Here is a 16,407-nt window from a genome sequence, read left to right on the forward strand (position 1 = left end):
GGTATTAAAGGCGGAAAAAGAATTCAACCGGCGCGCCCAAATCGCATTAATGAAGAGATTCGCGCCTCTGAAGTTCGTTTAACTGGGTTAGATGGCGAGCAGATTGGTATTGTCAATCTGAGGGAAGCTCTTGAGAAAGCTGAGGAAGCTGGTGTTGATTTAGTTGAAATCAGCCCAAATGCCGAACCGCCGGTTTGTCGTATTATGGATTACGGCAAGTTCCTCTATGAGAAGAGTAAGTCAATCAAAGAACAGAAAAAGAAACAAAAAGTTATTCAGGTCAAGGAAATTAAATTCCGTCCTGGTACAGATGAAGGCGACTATCAGGTCAAACTACGCAACCTGATTCGTTTTCTGGAAGATGGCGATAAAGCTAAAATCACCCTGCGTTTCCGTGGGCGTGAAATGGCGCATCAGCAGATTGGTATCGAAATGCTTAACCGCATCCGTGACGATCTGAATGAACTGGCTGTGGTCGAATCCTTCCCATCGAAGATCGAAGGCCGCCAGATGATTATGGTGCTCGCTCCTAAGAAGAAATAGTCAGGCAGACAAGTAATAAAACTCCAGCCAGTTCTGGATGGAGTTTATTCGCCTTACTAGTTCGTTGTAATCAACAATGCGAAGTGGAAATAAAAATGCCAAAGATTAAAACAGTACGCGGCGCAGCTAAACGCTTCAAAAAAACCGCAAGTGGTGGTTTCAAGCGTAAGCACGCTAACCTTCGTCACATTCTGACTAAAAAATCAACTAAGCGTAAACGTCATTTACGTCCAAAAGGTATGGTCTCCAAAGGAGATCTGGGCCTGGTTGTTGCTTGCCTGCCTTACGCATAAGCAATTTTTTTAGATTAGAACTCAGAGACGATAGGAGAAGTATATGGCTCGCGTAAAACGTGGTGTTATTGCCCGTGCACGTCACAAGAAAATTTTAAAACAAGCGAAAGGCTACTACGGTGCTCGTTCGCGTGTTTATCGTGTTGCTTTCCAGGCTGTTATCAAAGCTGGTCAGTACGCTTACCGTGACCGCCGTCAGCGTAAACGTCAATTCCGTCAGTTGTGGATTGCACGTATCAACGCTGCTGCACGTCAGAACGGCATGTCTTACAGCCGTTTCATCAACGGCCTGAAAAAGGCTTCGATTGAAATCGACCGTAAGATTCTGGCTGACATCGCTGTATTCGACAAAGTAGCATTTGCTGCTCTGGTTGAAAAAGCGAAGGGCGCTCTGGCATAAGTCAGATTAAAAGAGGGAGCAAGCTCCCTCTTTTACTTTTACTCAAAATATGGCTTACTATTGAGCAGGTTAAAAAGAATACAGTGGAGAAAATAATCATGATGAAAGCCGCTATTTTTCGTTTCTTTTTTTACTTTAGCGCCTGAAATTGGGGGCTTTGCGCGTAAGAAAAGAAACGAAAAATAGCGCTTGAGCCTCCGATGTGGAGGCTTTTTTATTTTTATGACCCTACTAATCAATTAGTTTGGGGCATAGTCGATAACAACTAAAAGGGCCATCTGGCCAAAGGAAGAGGAAAACGATGTCACATCTTACTGAGCTGGTTGCAAAGGCAAAAGCAGCCGTAGAAGAAGCCCAGGATGTTGCCGCGTTGGATTTGGTGCGAGTTGAATACCTGGGAAAAAAAGGCCATTTAACCCTCCAGATGTCATCGCTGCGTGACTTACCCACCGAAGAACGTCCAGCGGCAGGGGCTGTTATTAATCAGGCTAAACAAGAAGTTCAAGAAGCGTTGAATGTGCGTAAAGCAAAGCTGGAATCAGAGGTTCTGAATGCCCGCTTGGTAGCCGAAAAAATCGATGTTTCATTGCCTGGCCGTCGTATGGAAAATGGTGGATTACATCCTGTAACTCGCACCATTGAACGTATTGAAACTTTCTTTGGCGAATTGGGTTTTTCTGTTGAATCTGGCCCAGAAATCGAAGATGACTATCATAATTTTGATGCCTTGAATATTCCTGCGCATCATCCAGCGCGCGCTGATCATGATACTTTTTGGTTTGATGCAACGCGTCTGCTGCGTACCCAGACTTCTGGAGTACAGATCCGCACCATGAAAGATCGCCAGCCGCCAATCCGCATCATTGCTCCAGGGCGTGTATACCGAAATGATTATGATCAGACCCATACTCCAATGTTTCATCAGATAGAAGGGTTGATCGTTGATAAAAATATCAGTTTTACCAACCTGAAAGGTACATTGCATGACTTCTTGAATAACTTTTTTGAAGAAGATATGCAGGTTCGTTTCCGTCCTTCCTATTTTCCATTCACTGAACCATCCGCAGAAGTTGATGTCATGGGTAAAAATGGCAAATGGTTGGAAGTCTTGGGCTGCGGTATGGTACATCCAAACGTATTGCGCAATGTGGGTATTGATCCTGAAGTCTATTCTGGTTTTGCCTTTGGCATGGGAATGGAGCGCCTTACTATGCTTCGTTATGGTGTGACTGATTTGCGTGCGTTCTTCGAAAATGATTTGCGTTTCCTCAAACAATTTAAATAAGGCGGGTATATCTCATGAAATTCAGTGAACTCTGGTTACGCGAGTGGGCAAACCCAGCCATTAACAGTGAAGCATTATCTGATCAAATCACCATGGCTGGTTTGGAAGTTGATGGTGTTGAAAAAGTAGCCAGTCAATTCCACGGTGTATTTATTGGTGAAGTGGTTGAATGTAACCAACATCCTAATGCAGATAAATTACGTGTGACAAAAGTCAATGTTGGCGGTGAGCGTCTGTTGGACATCGTTTGTGGTGCGCCTAATTGCCGTCAGGGGCTTCGTGTTGCTGTCGCTATAGTAGGAGCAGTACTTCCGGGTGATTTCAAAATAAAATCTGCTAAATTGCGCGGAGAGCCTTCTGAGGGGATGTTGTGTTCATTTTCCGAACTAGGTATTGCAGAAGATCAGGGTGGTATCATCGAACTGCCATTGGATGCCCCGATTGGGACTGATCTGCGTGATTACATGAAGCTAGATGATAATACGATTGAGATAAGTATTACGCCTAACCGTGCTGATTGTTTGAGCATTATGGGTGTTGCCCGTGACGTAGCTGTTATTAATAAGTTGTCTATGACAGAGCCCAAAATCGAAGCGGTTAAACCAACCACAGAGGCGACACTCCCTATTCGTGTTGACGCCCCTGAAGCCTGCCCACGTTATTTGGGGCGTGTTATCAAGAACGTGAACGTCAAAGCGACCACTCCATTGTGGATGCGTGAAAAACTGCGTCGTGGTGGCATCCGTTCGATCGATCCGGTTGTTGATGTCACCAACTATGTTTTGCTCGAGCTAGGACAACCACTGCATGCGTTCGATCTGGAACGTTTAAATGGCTCAATTATTGTTCGTCTCGCTGAGCAAGGTGAAAAACTTACCCTGTTAGATGGCAATGAAACCGAACTTTCTGCTGAAACATTAGTAATTGCTGATGAAAAGCAAGCACTTGCTATGGCAGGGATTTTTGGCGGGGAATATTCTGGTGTTAATGCTAAAACTCAGCATATTATGCTGGAAAGTGCGTTTTTCTCACCGCTGGCAATTACAGGTCGTGCGCGCCGTTATGGCCTGCATACTGATGCTTCACATCGTTTTGAACGTGGTGTTGACCCACAGATTCAATATAAAGCGATGGAGTATGCCACTCAGCTACTGATCGCCATTTGTGGCGGCGAAGCGGGAGCAATTGTTGGTGTTACTAGTGAATCACATCTACCAAAACCAGCAACGATTATTCTGAGTCGCCAGAAATTGGATCGCTTGATTGGTCACTATATTGCTGACGAACAAGTCACTGATATCCTGTCGCGTTTAGGTTGTCAGGTCACTGTTCAGAACGATAGCTGGCAAGCTGTTGCGCCTAGCTGGCGTTTTGATATGCAGATCGAAGAAGATCTGATTGAGGAAGTTGCCCGTATTTACGGTTATAACAACATCCCTGATGTACCAGTACGTGCTGACCTAGTTATGACTTCACACTGTGAAGCAGATTTGTCACTAAAACGTGTCAAAACAATGTTGGTGGATAAAGGTTACCAAGAAGCGATTACTTATAGCTTTGTTGATCCTAAGATTCAACAACACTTACATCCACAGGAAGAAGCACTAATCCTGCCTAACCCAATTTCGGCTGACATGTCTGCAATGCGTTTGTCTTTGCTGACAGGGTTATTGACTACAGTTGCATATAACCAGAATCGTCAGCAGAATCGCGTCCGTCTATTTGAGACAGGACTGCGTTTTGTGCCAGATGAAAATGCGGAACATGCTATTCGTCAGGAATTGATGCTTGGTGGCGTTATTGCAGGAAATCGTTTTGAAGAACACTGGTCGATGGAAAAACAATCAGTTGATTTCTTCGATTTGAAAGGTGATTTAGAATCCGTTTTAGAATTGACTGGTAAACTATCTGGCATTTCCTTTAAGGCAGAAGAACATCCTGCTTTACATCCTGGGCAGAGTGCTGGGATTTATTTGGAAAATAATTATATTGGTTATATCGGCGTTGTTCATCCAGAACTGGAACGCAAACTTGACTTGAACGGCCGTACCGTGGTATTCGAATTACTGTGGACCAGTCTGGTGGACCGCGTAATTCCTGAAATGAAGGAAGTTTCACGCTTCCCATCTAATCGCCGTGATATCGCAATAGTTGTGCCTGATAATGTAGCCGCAGAAGATGTTCTTGTTGAATGTAAGAAAGTTGGCATAAATCATATAGTTGGCATAAACTTATTTGACGTGTATTGTGGTAAAGGTGTCGCGGAAGGTTATAAGAGCCTTGCTATTAGCTTAATCTTACAGGATACCTTGCGTACACTGGAAGAAGAAGAGATTGCTGCGACCGTCAACAAATGCGTTGCTGCATTAGAACAGCGATTCCAAGCATCCTTGAGGGACTGAACTTATGGCGCTTACTAAAGCTGAGATGTCAGAAAATCTGTTTGAAAAACTGGGTATTAGCAAACGTGACGCTAAGGATCTAGTAGAAATCTTCTTTGAAGAGGTGCGTCGTTCTTTAGAGAATGGAGAGCAGGTGAAGTTATCTGGATTTGGCAACTTTGATTTGAGAGATAAAAATCAACGTCCTGGCCGTAATCCAAAAACAGGCGAAGATATACCAATTACTGCTCGCCGTGTTGTCACTTTTCGTCCGGGTCAAAAGTTGAAAAATCGGGTGGAAAAAGCGTTACCAAAAGAATAAAACATAAAAAAAGGCCGCACTTGTGCGGTCTTTTTCTTATCTTGTCTATCTGATCGTATACGACCAGATATGCCTCTCTTTTCTGAATGATCCCATATCGTCATGCATTCTGTTTATGATTTACTCACTTATCAGAAAAAACGTGCCTATAGAGTGATGGCGTTTTTATCTGTTTTCTTCGTTGTTCTATTTATCTTGTCATTATGCGCTGGCGAAATTTGGTTCTGGCCTAATCAATGGCTATCTGATCCGGCTCAACTGTTTATTTGGCAACTGAGATTACCCAGAGTTATTGCTGTGATAGTAGTCGGTGCGAGTCTGGCTGTATCAGGAGCAACCATGCAAGCGTTATTTGAAAACCCTTTGGCGGAGCCAGGATTACTCGGGATCAGCAATGGAGCGGGTGTTGTAGTGGTATTTTTAATACTTGCTCTTCATGGCATTGCTCCATTGTGGTTATTGAGCGTTGGTGCAGTATTTGGGGCGCTTTTTATGACGCTTATTCTGCTAGAATTTGCCAGAAAATCTCAAGTGACTAACAGTCGTCTGCTACTGATTGGTGTCGCCTTTGGGGTGATATTTGGTGCTTTGATGACATGGATGGTTTATCTCAGCACTAGCTTAGATTTAAGACAGTTGATGTATTGGATGATGGGGAGTTTCAGTGGCATTGACTGGCGTCAAAAATGGCTAGTTATTGCATTGTTCCCGGCTATTTTCTGGCTAAGTTGCAAAGGTCATATTTTGAATTATCTCTCATTGGGGGAACTACAGGCTCGGCAATTGGGTATTTCTCATCATAGGTGGCGTAATTTATTTGTACTCGTGGTTGGATTATTAGTGGGTTTGAGTGTTGCTTTAGCCGGAGCAATAAGTTTTATCGGCTTAGTGATCCCCCATATTTTAAGGTTGATTGGCTTGATGGATCATAAAACATTGCTTCCTGCCAGTGCATTGGCGGGAGGAAGTAGCTTATTGCTGGCTGACTTATTTTCCCGTTTAGCATTATCTCACGCAGAAGTTCCAATTGGTGTTGTCACTGTAACTTTAGGAGCACCAATATTTATATGGCTTTTATTAAGAACAATGAATGGATAAATATGTGTGAGATCCGTAGATGGGGAAAGGAATGAGGACGATCGTATGACCAACCAACCAATTTTGATTTTGAATAATGTTACTGTTGATAACAGACTAAGTGCATTATCTGGTTCTGTTATGGCTGGGGAGCAAATTCATCTGGTTGGTTTAAACGGTTCAGGGAAGAGTACTCTACTTTCAGCAGTAGCGGGAGTTTTATCCTACAGCGGCAGTATTCACTTGGATGGCAGAAACTTGGTGAATTACCGCCCAAACGTACTGGCAAAATGCCGGGCTTGGTTCTCTCAATCAGCCTCTATTCCTGTTATGCCTGTTTTCCAATATCTGGACATGTTCCGTCCTGAAATGGCGCCATTCGCTCAAAGTGAAAAGGTATTACATGAACTTTGTCAACAAATGAAACTTCTTCCGTTACTTTCTTCATCGATTGGGCAGTTATCAGGGGGAGAGTGGCAACGTGTTAGGCTGGCGGGGACTTTTTTTCAGGTTTGGCCGGAATTGAATCCAAATGGAAAGTTACTCTTGCTTGATGAACCAACTAATAACCTTGATATAACCCAACAAGCTATTTTGGGTAAGTTAACAAAACGATTTTGCTCATTAGGTGGCACGGTATTGTTGAGTAGTCATGATCTTAATCATACATATGAACAGGCTACTCGTGTATGGTTGCTCTCACATGGAAAGTTATTGGCATCGGGTGTGCCAGAAAATGTAATGAGCGAACGAAATTTATCGGATATTTTTGAAGTAAAGATTGTACATATCCAAAATAACAACTATAAATTATGGAGAGTCAACCATGAGTGAAATCCACTTTAATTAATTGCTTTTTACTGCCTTTTAGTGCTCTGGTTGAATTAGATTTGTCTGTCTGTTTAGGTTTCGTTAAACAATCATCTATTAGAGTTTCTGATTATAAAGAAAATCAGGTTATACAAGGCTTAAGGCAATTATGGATAATTTTCTGCCATTTTCCCTTCCGTCGATTGGAAGTGAAGAGATAGACGCAGTAGAGAAAGTTTTACGTTCAGGTTGGATTACTTCAGGGCCACATAATTACCAATTAGAGCAAGATTTTTCCCGTATGTTTGGATGCAAGCATGCGATTGCATTATGTTCTGCCACTGCTGGCATGCACTTGGCTTTGCTGGCATTGGGTATCGGTCCTGGTGATGAAGTGATTACTCCCTCTCAAACCTGGGTTTCCACTATCAATATGATTTGTTTGCTGGGTGCTGAGCCAGTCATGGTTGATATTGACCGTGATACGCTGATGGTCAACGCAGAAACAATCAAAAAAGCGATTACACCAAAAACCAAAGCGATTATCCCTGTTCATTATGCAGGAGCACCTTGTGATCTTGATGCTCTGCGCGCTGTTGCCAAAGAAGCCAATGTTCCGCTGATAGAAGATGCAGCTCATGCTGTAGGCACTCGTTATAAAAATGAGTGGGTGGGAGAGCATGGAACGGCGATTTTTTCTTTTCACGCGATTAAAAACATGACCTGTGCTGAAGGTGGTATGTTCGTTACAGATAATGATGAACTTGCACAACGGATCCGCTGTCTAAAATTTCATGGGTTGGCTGTTGATGCTTTTGATCGGCAAATTCAAGGTCGAAAACCTCAGGCAGAAGTAGTTGAACCGGGGTTTAAATACAATTTATCGGATATTCATGCGGCAATTGCGGTCGTACAACTAAGCCGGTTGGTATCAATGAATGCAAGGCGTCGGGAGCTGGTAGAACGATATTCTGCTGCCCTGACAAATTCACCTTTAAAAATGCTCAGTACTCCCGAATATGAGCATTTGCATACCCACCATCTTTTTATGGTACGTGTCGACAAAAATATTTGTGGTATTGACCGCGATACATTTATGGCCCGCCTGAAAGATAAAAATATTGGCACAGGTTTGCATTTTAGAGCAGCCCATACGCAGAAATATTATCGGGAACGTTACCCTCAACTTTCCTTGCCTGCATCGGACTGGAACTCGGCAACGCTTTGTTCATTACCACTTTTTCCAGACATGAACAATGATGATGTAGATCGTGTCGTTAAGGCGATAACTGAAATTCTTGCGGAGCATAAATAAGTGACATTTGAGAAGATCAATAAAATTTCGGTTGTTATTCCCGTTTACAATGAAGAAGAAAGTTTGCCTCAATTATTGGAAAGAACAATCGCGGCTTGTCAAAAACTTGAGCAGAAATATGAATTAATCTTGGTTGATGATGGTAGCCGTGACAATTCTGTCAATATCTTAACTCAAGCGGCAGAGATACCTGAAAATCATGTTATTGCCATTTTACTTAACCGCAATTATGGGCAACATTCAGCGATAATGGCAGGATTTCATCAGGCTGAAGGTGATCTGGTGATTACACTTGATGCTGATTTACAAAACCCGCCAGAAGAGATCCCTCGTTTAGTAAAAATGGCCGAAGAAGGGTATGACGTTGTCGGTACACGCCGTGCCAACCGTCAAGATTCTTGGTTCCGTAAAAGTGCATCCAAACTCATCAATGCGATGATAACTAAGGCGACAGGTCGTTCAATGGGGGATTACGGTTGTATGCTGCGTGCCTACCGCCGCCACATTGTCCTTGCGATGCTACAGTGTCATGAACGCAGTACATTTATCCCTATCCTTGCAAACACCTTTGCACGCAAAACGATAGAAATTGATGTGGCTCATGCCGAGCGTGAGTTTGGGGATTCTAAATACAGTTTCATGAAACTGATTAACCTGATGTATGACCTTCTGACCTGCTTAACAACGGCACCATTACGGTTATTGAGTGTGGTAGGCAGCATTATCGCGATAACAGGTTTCCTGTTATCGGTATTGTTAATTATTTTACGCTTTATCTTTGGCTCAATGTGGGCTGCTGAAGGGGTGTTTACGCTGTTTGCTATTCTTTTTATGTTTATTGGTGCTCAGTTCGTCGCAATGGGATTGCTCGGTGAATATATTGGCCGGATATATAACGACGTTCGTGCTCGCCCTCGTTACTTTATTCAAAAAGTGGTCGGAGTTAAAAAGACCAACGACAATCAGGAAAAAAGCTAATGAAAGCAGTTATTTTTGCCTATCATGATATTGGTTGTGTCGGACTTAATGCGCTAATAAAAGCAGGCTTTGATATTCAGGCTGTATTTACACATACCGATGATCCGAATGAAAATCACTTTTTCTCATCTGTTGCCCGTGTTGGCGCAGATTTGGGATTGTCTGTATTTGCACCGGAAAATGTGAATCATCCACTTTGGGTAGAACGTATTAGTGAGATGAAACCGGATGTTATTTTCTCTTTTTACTACCGCAATATGCTGAGTCAGGAAATTTTATCACTGGCTGAAAAGGGCGCATTTAACTTGCATGGTTCCTTATTGCCAAAATATCGCGGTCGTGCTCCGGTCAATTGGGCTGTCCTTAATGGAGAGACAGAGACAGGAGTCACGCTGCATAAAATGCTGACGAAACCAGATGCTGGAGATATTGTTGCGCAGCAGGTCGTACAGATTGGCGAAACCGATACTTCTCTGGACATACACGGAAAGGTACGTGAAGCCGCTGTTGAGTTATTGGATAATATTCTACCTCAGATAAAACAAAACGATTATCCATCGATTTCACAGGACGAAAGTCAGGCAACTTATTTTGGTCGCCGCACGGCTGAAGATGGTGAAATATTCTGGCATAAACCTGCTAAAGAAATTAATAACTTAATTAGAGCCGTAACTGAACCATACCCGGGTGCTTTTACTTTCTTAGGCGAGCGTAAAATTACAATTTGGCGCTCACGTCCACTTAACCAGGATCATGGCAAACGCCCTGGAACCGTCATTTCTACTGCGCCGTTGGTCATTGCTTGTGGTGATGGCGCTCTGGAAATTATTAGTGGGCAGGGTGAATCAGGTCTTTATGTTCAGGGAAAACGACTGGCACTTGAAATGGGGATCGTGGCTGGTGTTTATGTTGGCCCGAAAGCAACCACACAAATCAGCCGTCGTAAGCGTGTTCTGATTTTGGGGGTTAATGGATTCATTGGTAATCACTTGACCGAACGCCTTTTGGATGATGGCAATTATGATATCTACGGGATGGATATAGGTTCTTCTGCCATTGAGCGCTTTATTGGCAATCCTCGTTTTCATTTCATTGAAGGGGATGTCAGTATCCATACTGAATGGATTGAATACCATATCAAAAAATGTGATGTCATCCTCCCACTCGTGGCGATTGCGACCCCAATTGAATATACCCGCAACCCACTGCGTGTTTTTGAATTGGATTTTGAAGAGAATCTGAAAATTGTCCGTTATTGTGTGAAATACAATAAACGGATCATTTTCCCGTCAACGTCTGAAGTTTATGGCATGTGTGACGACAAGGAATTTGATGAAGATACTTCGCGCCTGATTGTCGGACCAATTAATAAACAGCGTTGGATCTACTCTGTGTCTAAACAGTTACTTGACCGGGTTATTTGGGCATATGGTGCGAAAGAAGGTTTAAAATTCACCTTATTCCGCCCATTTAACTGGATGGGGCCAAGATTGGATAATTTGGATTCAGCGCGTATTGGCAGCTCAAGAGCAATTACCCAATTAATTTTGAACTTGGTGGAAGGTTCGCCAATTAAATTAGTAGATGGTGGAGAGCAAAAACGTTGTTTTACAGATATTCATGATGGCATTGAAGCGCTGTTCAAAATCATCGAAAACCGGGATGGTTTGTGTGATAGCCAAATTATCAATATTGGTAATCCAACGAATGAAGCCAGTATTCGCCAATTGGCCGAAATGCTGCTGGATAGTTTTGAAAAACACGAGTTACGTGGGCATTTTCCGCCGTTCTCTGGATTTAAAAAGATCGAAAGTAGCAGCTATTATGGTCAAGGCTATCAAGATGTTGAACATCGTAAACCAAGCATTAAAAATGCGGAAAAATTGCTTGGCTGGAAGCCGACCATTGATATGAAACAAACCATCGATGAAACACTGGATTTCTTCCTGCGAGGAGCAGTTGAAGAACTGAAAAAGGATTAGAAAGGAAAAATTAGGACGAAATCGGGAATTAGGAATAAGGCCATGAAACAAGTTGGTTTAAGAATTGATGTGGATACCTATCGAGGCACTAAGGAAGGTGTACCGCAATTGCTTGAGATTTTGCAGAAGCATCGTATTCAAGCCAGCTTTTTTTTCAGTGTTGGGCCGGATAACATGGGGCGCCATTTATGGCGCTTGTTGCGCCCGAAGTTCCTCTGGAAAATGTTGAGGTCAAATGCTGCTTCCCTTTATGGTCTGGATATCTTACTGGCTGGTACAGCATGGCCAGGGAGAACAATCGCCAAAGAATTGGGGCATTTGATGAAACAAACCCAGGATGCAGGTCATGAAGTTGGTTTACATGCGTGGGATCACCAAGGCTGGCAGGCAAAAGTAGGGCGTTGGTCAGAGGCTGAATTGATCGAGCAAGTAAAATTAGGGATTGATGCGTTGAAAAACGCGATAGGGCAATCTGTTACCTGCTCAGCAGTTGCAGGTTGGCGAGCTGATGAACGAGTGCTGGCAGTTAAACAGCGTTTTGGTTTTGATTACAACAGCGATTGTCGTGGGACTCATCCATTCAGACCGCTTTTGCCTGATGGAAATCTAGGTGCTGTACAAATTCCGGTTACATTGCCAACTTATGATGAAGTTGTTGGAACACAGGTCAGTGATGCAGATTTTAATCATTTTATCCTCGAAGCGATCAAAAATGACTGCGGAGTTCCTGTTTATACAATTCATACTGAAGTTGAAGGTATGTCGAAGTCTTCTCAATTTGAAACATTACTGAACATGCTTCATCAGCAAGATATTACGTTCTGTAAATTAAGTTATTTGCTACCTGAAAATAGAGATACGCTTCCTGTAGGGAAAATTGTTCGTGCGGATTTCCCTGGTCGTGAAGGCTGGTTAGGTTGCCAACAAGAGGTATAACGCAGATATGTTGAATACTCGGACGAGTAAAGCAGGAGCCGTTTTGATGGCTCTTTTTTTTATCCTTACTTACCTATTGCCATTAGAAGGGCGCTTGTTATGGCAGCCGGATGAAACCCGGTATGCTGAAATTAGCCGAGAAATGCTGCAACGTGGGGATTGGATAGTGCCCCATTTCTTGGATATTCGCTATTTCGAAAAACCAGTTGCTGGATATTGGATCAATAACATTAGCCAGTGGATTTTTGGTGATAATAATTTTGCTGTTCGTTTTGGCTCCGTGCTTAGCATATTAATCAGTACATTACTGCTTTATCGATTGGCGATAATGATGTGGCAATGCCGCCGGACGGCTTTTGTTTCTAGCCTGATTTACATTTCTATGTTCATTATTCTTTCGATTGGCACTTATAGTGTCCTTGACCCGATGCTTTCTTTATGGGTGACTGCGGGGATTGTGAGTTGCTATTGGGCACTTAAGGCGGGGAGTACCCGAGAACGGGTTTTGGCATGGTCAGTATTGGGGCTGACTTGTGGTATGGCTTTTATGACTAAGGGATTTTTGGCATTAGCATTACCAGTGATTGCCATGATACCTATTACGATATATCAGAAACGTTTTTGGGAAATGGTACGTTTTGGGCCGATTGCTGTTATTACCGCAGTGCTAATCAGCTTACCTTGGGTGATTGCGATTGCTCTGCGTGAGCCGGATTATTGGCATTATTTTTTCTGGGTAGAGCATATACAACGCTTTTCTTCTGATAAGGCACAACATATAGCACCCATTTGGTATTATTTGCCGATCCTAATCTTAGGGGTGATCCCATGGTTAGGATTTTTACCCGGGGCTTTGATTAAGAGTTGGAAAGAGAAAAAAAGCCATCCAGAAATGTTTTTCCTATTTTGTTGGTTCATTATTCCATTTATATTTTTCAGTATCGCAAAAGGAAAATTACCAACTTATGTGTTGCCATTTATCGGCCCTTTGGCATTGATGATGGCAAAATATAGCGTTGATTGTGTCAAAAATGGCAATATGAAAGCCTTGAAGATGAATGGATTGGTGAATGTCTTCATTGGACTCATTGCGATTCTGGTACTGGTTGTCACGGCAGTGATTGGCAGCCGCCCACTCTATCAGCCTCATGAATGGCTGAAATTGCTGATAGGAATTATTGCCTTTGGTTTTTGGGGAAGCATTGGTTATCTGTGCTTTATACGTAATGGTAAACATTGGTTATGGGCAGCATCTTGTTCACTTGTCCTCAGTTTATCAATCGGTAGTGCACTGCCCATCAATACGATTGATTCTAAATTACCCCAGCATTTCATCAGACAAAATGAAACAGAGTTGGCTGACAGCAAATATATCTTGTCTCAGTCCGTTGGGGTGGGTGCAGCGATTGCATGGGAGTTGAAGCGCAGTGATATTTATATGTTTGATCGTACTGGAGAATTGGAGTACGGGCTTGCCTATCCTGATAGCCAACACCGATATGTGACACAAGAAGAGTTTCCTGAATGGTTAGCGAAAGCACGTAAAGAAGGTCAGGTAGCAATGGTTTTCCTATTATCGTCAAAAGGTGAACTGCCAGAATTACCAAAACCAGATCTGGTACACCGCAGCCACCGTTTTGTTCTTGTGATTTATAAGAAACAACCATGAGCAGCAATATAGTGTTATTGATTTTGGTGAGCTTGCTAACCTGCGCGGGTCAGTTATGCCAAAAACAGGCTGTGATTTGCTGGCAAAGAGATACCCCCTATAAAGGGGTATCTATAGCGATATGGCTGTCTGGTGCTATTCTTCTGTTAGGGATAGGAATGGTATTTTGGCTGCGGTTATTGCAATTTTTGCCGCTAAGTATCGCCTATCCCATGCTTAGCATAAATTTTGTCGTAGTGACCCTAATTGGACAATTCCTGTATCAGGAAAAAGTGGGGCTAAAACACTGGATAGGTGTTTTTGTCATTATGTTTGGGATTTTGTTGATGAGTTTGAGTCAATGAAAGGTTATTTTTGGGGATTGGTAAGTGCTTTATTGGTCACTGTCGCACAATTATTATTGAAATGGGGTGTGGCCCATCTACCTGAGTTTTCATTGTCGACATATTGGTTGGATATTGAATGGCTTTGGTTAAATTGTAATCATTTGCTGATAGTTATGGCAGGATTAATGGGTTACGCCTTGTCCATGCTATGTTGGTTTTTTACCCTGAAATATCTGCCGTTGAATAAGGCGTATCCTATTCTCAGCCTGAGTTATGTTTTTGTATATCTAATGGCGGCTTTATTGCCTTGGTTCAATGAAACCATCTCATGGTTGAAAACGGTGGGTGTTATTTTTATCTTATTGGGTGTTTGGTTGATCAGTCGGCCAGAAACAAAATGAACGCATTGAGTATCTGATGTTTTTAATTACAGGGAGAAATACAGATGATGATAAGAGCAGGGTGTTTATGCTTATTATTCAGCCTGTTCCTCGTTGGTTGTAGCAACCCTGTTTCCAAATCTAACCCACCTCCATTGAGGTCTGCTCTTTCTGACCCAATTATGGTTATTGTGTCCCTGAAAGATCAACTGGCTAAATGGCATAACACACCTTATCGCTATGGAGGTATAGATAGACGAGGAGTTGATTGTTCAGGTTTTGTCTACCGTACGTTTCATGATCGTTTCAATATCCAACTGCCACGTACAACGAGTGAACAAACCAAATTAGGCACAAGAATTAATAAAGATGACCTGATGCCGGGGGATTTGGTGTTTTTCAAGACGGGTAGTGGAGAGAGTGGCTTACATGTCGGTATTTATGATACTAACAATCAATTTATTCATGCATCTACCAGCAAAGGTGTAATTCGTTCCTCTCTCGATAATGTGTATTGGCGCCGTGTCTTCTGGCAAGCTCGTAGAATATGATTCCCCTCTTAATCCCATTATTCCGGTAGCGCTTTATGATATCTTAAGGCACTATTTTTCTTTGCCGGAGTTAAATATGTCTACATTACGTCTACTGTTGTCAGATTCCTACGATCCTTGGTTTAATCTTGCGGTTGAAGAGTGTATTTTTCGACAGATGCCTCCAAATCAACACGTTTTATTTTTATGGCGTAATGCGAATACCGTTGTTATTGGGCGAGCTCAGAATCCCTGGAAAGAGTGTAATACTCGACAGATGGAACAAGATGGCATAAAACTGGCTCGGCGTAGCAGTGGTGGTGGAGCGGTATTTCATGATTTGGGTAATACATGTTTCACCTTTATGGCGGGTAAACCTGAATATAATAAAACTGTTTCCACACAAATTATTCTGGAAGGGTTAAAAAAGTCCGGTATTCATGCGATGGCTTCCGGCCGCAATGATTTGGTTTTACCTTCTCCAGAAGGAGAACGTAAGATTTCTGGCTCTGCGTATAAAGAAACGAAAGACAGAGGATTTCATCACGGCACTTTGCTGATTAATGCAGATTTGAACCGTCTTGCTAATTATCTCAATCCTGATCTTAAAAAATTACAGGCGAAGGGCATTACTTCAGTTCGTTCCAGAGTGACGAACCTATCCGAATTATTGCCTGATATTACACATGAAAAGATTTGTCAGGGTATTATTGATGTATTTTTTGAATATTTTGGTGAGACAGTTGAGGCGGAAATAATTTCACCGCAGGCTTTGCCAGATTTACCGGGTTTTAATGATATTTTTGCTAAACAAAGTAGTTGGGAATGGAACTTTGGTCAGGCACCCGCCTTCAGTCATACACTGGATACACGGTTCCGTTGGGGTGGAATTGAGCTACATATTGAACATGGTGTGATCAGCCGTTGCCAGGTGTTTACTGATAGCCTAGAGCCTGCTCCATTCGAACTATTAGCTGAAAAACTGGTAGGAGTGCTGTATCAACCAAAGACAGTTGGGCAAGTGGTTCAGCAAATCAGTGAACAATATCCCGCTTTGGATGCAGAGTTGCAGCAATTTTATCACTGGTTTGTTAGTGAATTGAAATGATTATAAAGTTTCGGAAGTGTAAAAAAATGGTCAACAATAGGGAAGTTGACCATAAAGGAGAAACTTATTATA

Annotated in this window: 18 protein-coding genes and 1 other annotated feature; all 18 genes read left to right on the plus strand. The window is 42.5% G+C overall.

The annotated features are described in order from the left end of the window. The first annotated feature begins 3 nt into the window (after positions 1–3). Positions 4–543 (plus strand): translation initiation factor IF-3, encoded by a 540-nt coding sequence (gene infC / locus Xhom_RS20100; RefSeq protein ID WP_071933854.1) that lies wholly within the window; start codon positions 4–6, stop codon positions 541–543. 95 nt (positions 544–638) lie between these two features. Continuing rightward, positions 639–836 (plus strand): 50S ribosomal protein L35, encoded by a 198-nt coding sequence (rpmI, locus tag Xhom_RS20105; protein ID WP_006118955.1) that lies wholly within the window; start codon positions 639–641, stop codon positions 834–836. A gap of 43 nt (positions 837–879) precedes the next feature. Next, positions 880–1,236, plus strand: coding sequence for a 50S ribosomal protein L20 (gene rplT / locus Xhom_RS20110; RefSeq protein WP_010847342.1), 357 nt, complete (start codon positions 880–882; stop codon positions 1,234–1,236). A gap of 97 nt (positions 1,237–1,333) precedes the next feature. Further along, positions 1,334–1,455 (plus strand) — a sequence feature (Phe leader region). After that, entirely contained in the window at positions 1,338–1,382 is a 45-nt protein-coding gene (gene pheM / locus Xhom_RS31125; RefSeq protein ID WP_130383008.1) for a pheST operon leader peptide PheM, read from the plus strand. (Overlaps the previous feature by 45 nt.) Before the next feature lie 82 nt (positions 1,456–1,537). Continuing rightward, entirely contained in the window at positions 1,538–2,521 is a 984-nt protein-coding gene (pheS, locus tag Xhom_RS20115; RefSeq protein WP_069316065.1) for a phenylalanine--tRNA ligase subunit alpha, read from the plus strand. 14 nt (positions 2,522–2,535) lie between these two features. Further along, positions 2,536–4,923: a phenylalanine--tRNA ligase subunit beta gene (gene pheT / locus Xhom_RS20120; RefSeq protein WP_069316064.1), complete on the plus strand. Its 2,388-nt coding sequence runs from the start codon at positions 2,536–2,538 to the stop codon at positions 4,921–4,923. Between the two features lie 4 nt (positions 4,924–4,927). Then, positions 4,928–5,224, plus strand: a complete 297-nt coding sequence (ihfA, locus tag Xhom_RS20125) for an integration host factor subunit alpha (RefSeq protein ID WP_010847339.1) — start codon at positions 4,928–4,930, stop codon at positions 5,222–5,224. 102 nt (positions 5,225–5,326) lie between these two features. Next, positions 5,327–6,322, plus strand: a complete 996-nt coding sequence (gene btuC / locus Xhom_RS20130) for a vitamin B12 ABC transporter permease BtuC (protein ID WP_069316063.1) — start codon at positions 5,327–5,329, stop codon at positions 6,320–6,322. 45 nt (positions 6,323–6,367) lie between these two features. Then, on the plus strand, positions 6,368–7,135 hold the full coding sequence (btuD, locus tag Xhom_RS20135; RefSeq protein ID WP_069316062.1) for a vitamin B12 ABC transporter ATP-binding protein BtuD: 768 nt from the start codon (positions 6,368–6,370) through the stop codon (positions 7,133–7,135). A gap of 145 nt (positions 7,136–7,280) precedes the next feature. Further along, complete coding sequence (gene arnB, locus Xhom_RS20140) at positions 7,281–8,426, plus strand: UDP-4-amino-4-deoxy-L-arabinose aminotransferase (protein WP_069316061.1); 1,146 nt, start codon at positions 7,281–7,283, stop codon at positions 8,424–8,426. After that, on the plus strand, positions 8,427–9,404 hold the full coding sequence (arnC, locus tag Xhom_RS20145; RefSeq protein WP_069316060.1) for an undecaprenyl-phosphate 4-deoxy-4-formamido-L-arabinose transferase: 978 nt from the start codon (positions 8,427–8,429) through the stop codon (positions 9,402–9,404). It abuts the gene before it with no gap. Next, positions 9,404–11,386 carry a bifunctional UDP-4-amino-4-deoxy-L-arabinose formyltransferase/UDP-glucuronic acid oxidase ArnA gene (gene arnA, locus Xhom_RS20150; protein ID WP_069316059.1) on the plus strand — a complete coding sequence of 661 codons (1,983 nt, stop codon included), beginning with the start codon at positions 9,404–9,406 and terminating at the stop codon, positions 11,384–11,386. Before arnC ends, arnA begins: the two co-directional genes overlap by 1 nt. A gap of 42 nt (positions 11,387–11,428) precedes the next feature. After that, positions 11,429–12,322: a 4-deoxy-4-formamido-L-arabinose-phosphoundecaprenol deformylase gene (gene arnD, locus Xhom_RS20155; protein ID WP_069316058.1), complete on the plus strand. Its 894-nt coding sequence runs from the start codon at positions 11,429–11,431 to the stop codon at positions 12,320–12,322. A 7-nt stretch (positions 12,323–12,329) separates the two neighbouring features. Beyond that, positions 12,330–13,991, plus strand: a complete 1,662-nt coding sequence (gene arnT, locus Xhom_RS20160) for a lipid IV(A) 4-amino-4-deoxy-L-arabinosyltransferase (protein WP_069316057.1) — start codon at positions 12,330–12,332, stop codon at positions 13,989–13,991. Further along, complete coding sequence (gene arnE / locus Xhom_RS20165) at positions 13,988–14,335, plus strand: 4-amino-4-deoxy-L-arabinose-phosphoundecaprenol flippase subunit ArnE (protein WP_069316056.1); 348 nt, start codon at positions 13,988–13,990, stop codon at positions 14,333–14,335. The genes arnT and arnE overlap by 4 nt, the downstream gene beginning before the upstream one ends. Beyond that, positions 14,332–14,718, plus strand: a complete 387-nt coding sequence (arnF, locus tag Xhom_RS20170; protein WP_069316055.1) for a 4-amino-4-deoxy-L-arabinose-phosphoundecaprenol flippase subunit ArnF — start codon at positions 14,332–14,334, stop codon at positions 14,716–14,718. Before arnE ends, arnF begins: the two co-directional genes overlap by 4 nt. Before the next feature lie 44 nt (positions 14,719–14,762). Continuing rightward, complete coding sequence (locus Xhom_RS20175; protein ID WP_069316054.1) at positions 14,763–15,248, plus strand: C40 family peptidase; 486 nt, start codon at positions 14,763–14,765, stop codon at positions 15,246–15,248. A gap of 76 nt (positions 15,249–15,324) precedes the next feature. Next, entirely contained in the window at positions 15,325–16,335 is a 1,011-nt protein-coding gene (locus Xhom_RS20180) for a lipoate--protein ligase (RefSeq protein ID WP_069316053.1), read from the plus strand. The last annotated feature ends 72 nt before the right edge of the window (positions 16,336–16,407 follow it).

Origin of the sequence: Xenorhabdus hominickii, from assembly GCF_002632725.1 — a bacterium.
In the GTDB taxonomy this organism is placed as follows: Bacteria; Pseudomonadota; Gammaproteobacteria; order Enterobacterales; family Enterobacteriaceae; genus Xenorhabdus; species Xenorhabdus hominickii.

Coding starts and splice junctions, on each gene's coding strand:
- rpmI (WP_006118955.1), top strand. CDS start 639: ATGCCAAAGATTAAAACAGTACGCGGCGCAGCTAAACGCTTCAAAAAA.
- rplT (WP_010847342.1), top strand. CDS start 880: ATGGCTCGCGTAAAACGTGGTGTTATTGCCCGTGCACGTCACAAGAAA.
- pheS (WP_069316065.1), top strand. CDS start 1,538: ATGTCACATCTTACTGAGCTGGTTGCAAAGGCAAAAGCAGCCGTAGAA.
- pheT (WP_069316064.1), top strand. CDS start 2,536: ATGAAATTCAGTGAACTCTGGTTACGCGAGTGGGCAAACCCAGCCATT.
- ihfA (WP_010847339.1), top strand. CDS start 4,928: ATGGCGCTTACTAAAGCTGAGATGTCAGAAAATCTGTTTGAAAAACTG.
- btuC (WP_069316063.1), top strand. CDS start 5,327: ATGCATTCTGTTTATGATTTACTCACTTATCAGAAAAAACGTGCCTAT.
- btuD (WP_069316062.1), top strand. CDS start 6,368: ATGACCAACCAACCAATTTTGATTTTGAATAATGTTACTGTTGATAAC.
- arnB (WP_069316061.1), top strand. CDS start 7,281: ATGGATAATTTTCTGCCATTTTCCCTTCCGTCGATTGGAAGTGAAGAG.
- arnA (WP_069316059.1), top strand. CDS start 9,404: ATGAAAGCAGTTATTTTTGCCTATCATGATATTGGTTGTGTCGGACTT.
- arnD (WP_069316058.1), top strand. CDS start 11,429: ATGAAACAAGTTGGTTTAAGAATTGATGTGGATACCTATCGAGGCACT.
- arnT (WP_069316057.1), top strand. CDS start 12,330: ATGTTGAATACTCGGACGAGTAAAGCAGGAGCCGTTTTGATGGCTCTT.
- arnE (WP_069316056.1), top strand. CDS start 13,988: ATGAGCAGCAATATAGTGTTATTGATTTTGGTGAGCTTGCTAACCTGC.
- arnF (WP_069316055.1), top strand. CDS start 14,332: ATGAAAGGTTATTTTTGGGGATTGGTAAGTGCTTTATTGGTCACTGTC.
- Xhom_RS20175 (WP_069316054.1), top strand. CDS start 14,763: ATGATGATAAGAGCAGGGTGTTTATGCTTATTATTCAGCCTGTTCCTC.
- Xhom_RS20180 (WP_069316053.1), top strand. CDS start 15,325: ATGTCTACATTACGTCTACTGTTGTCAGATTCCTACGATCCTTGGTTT.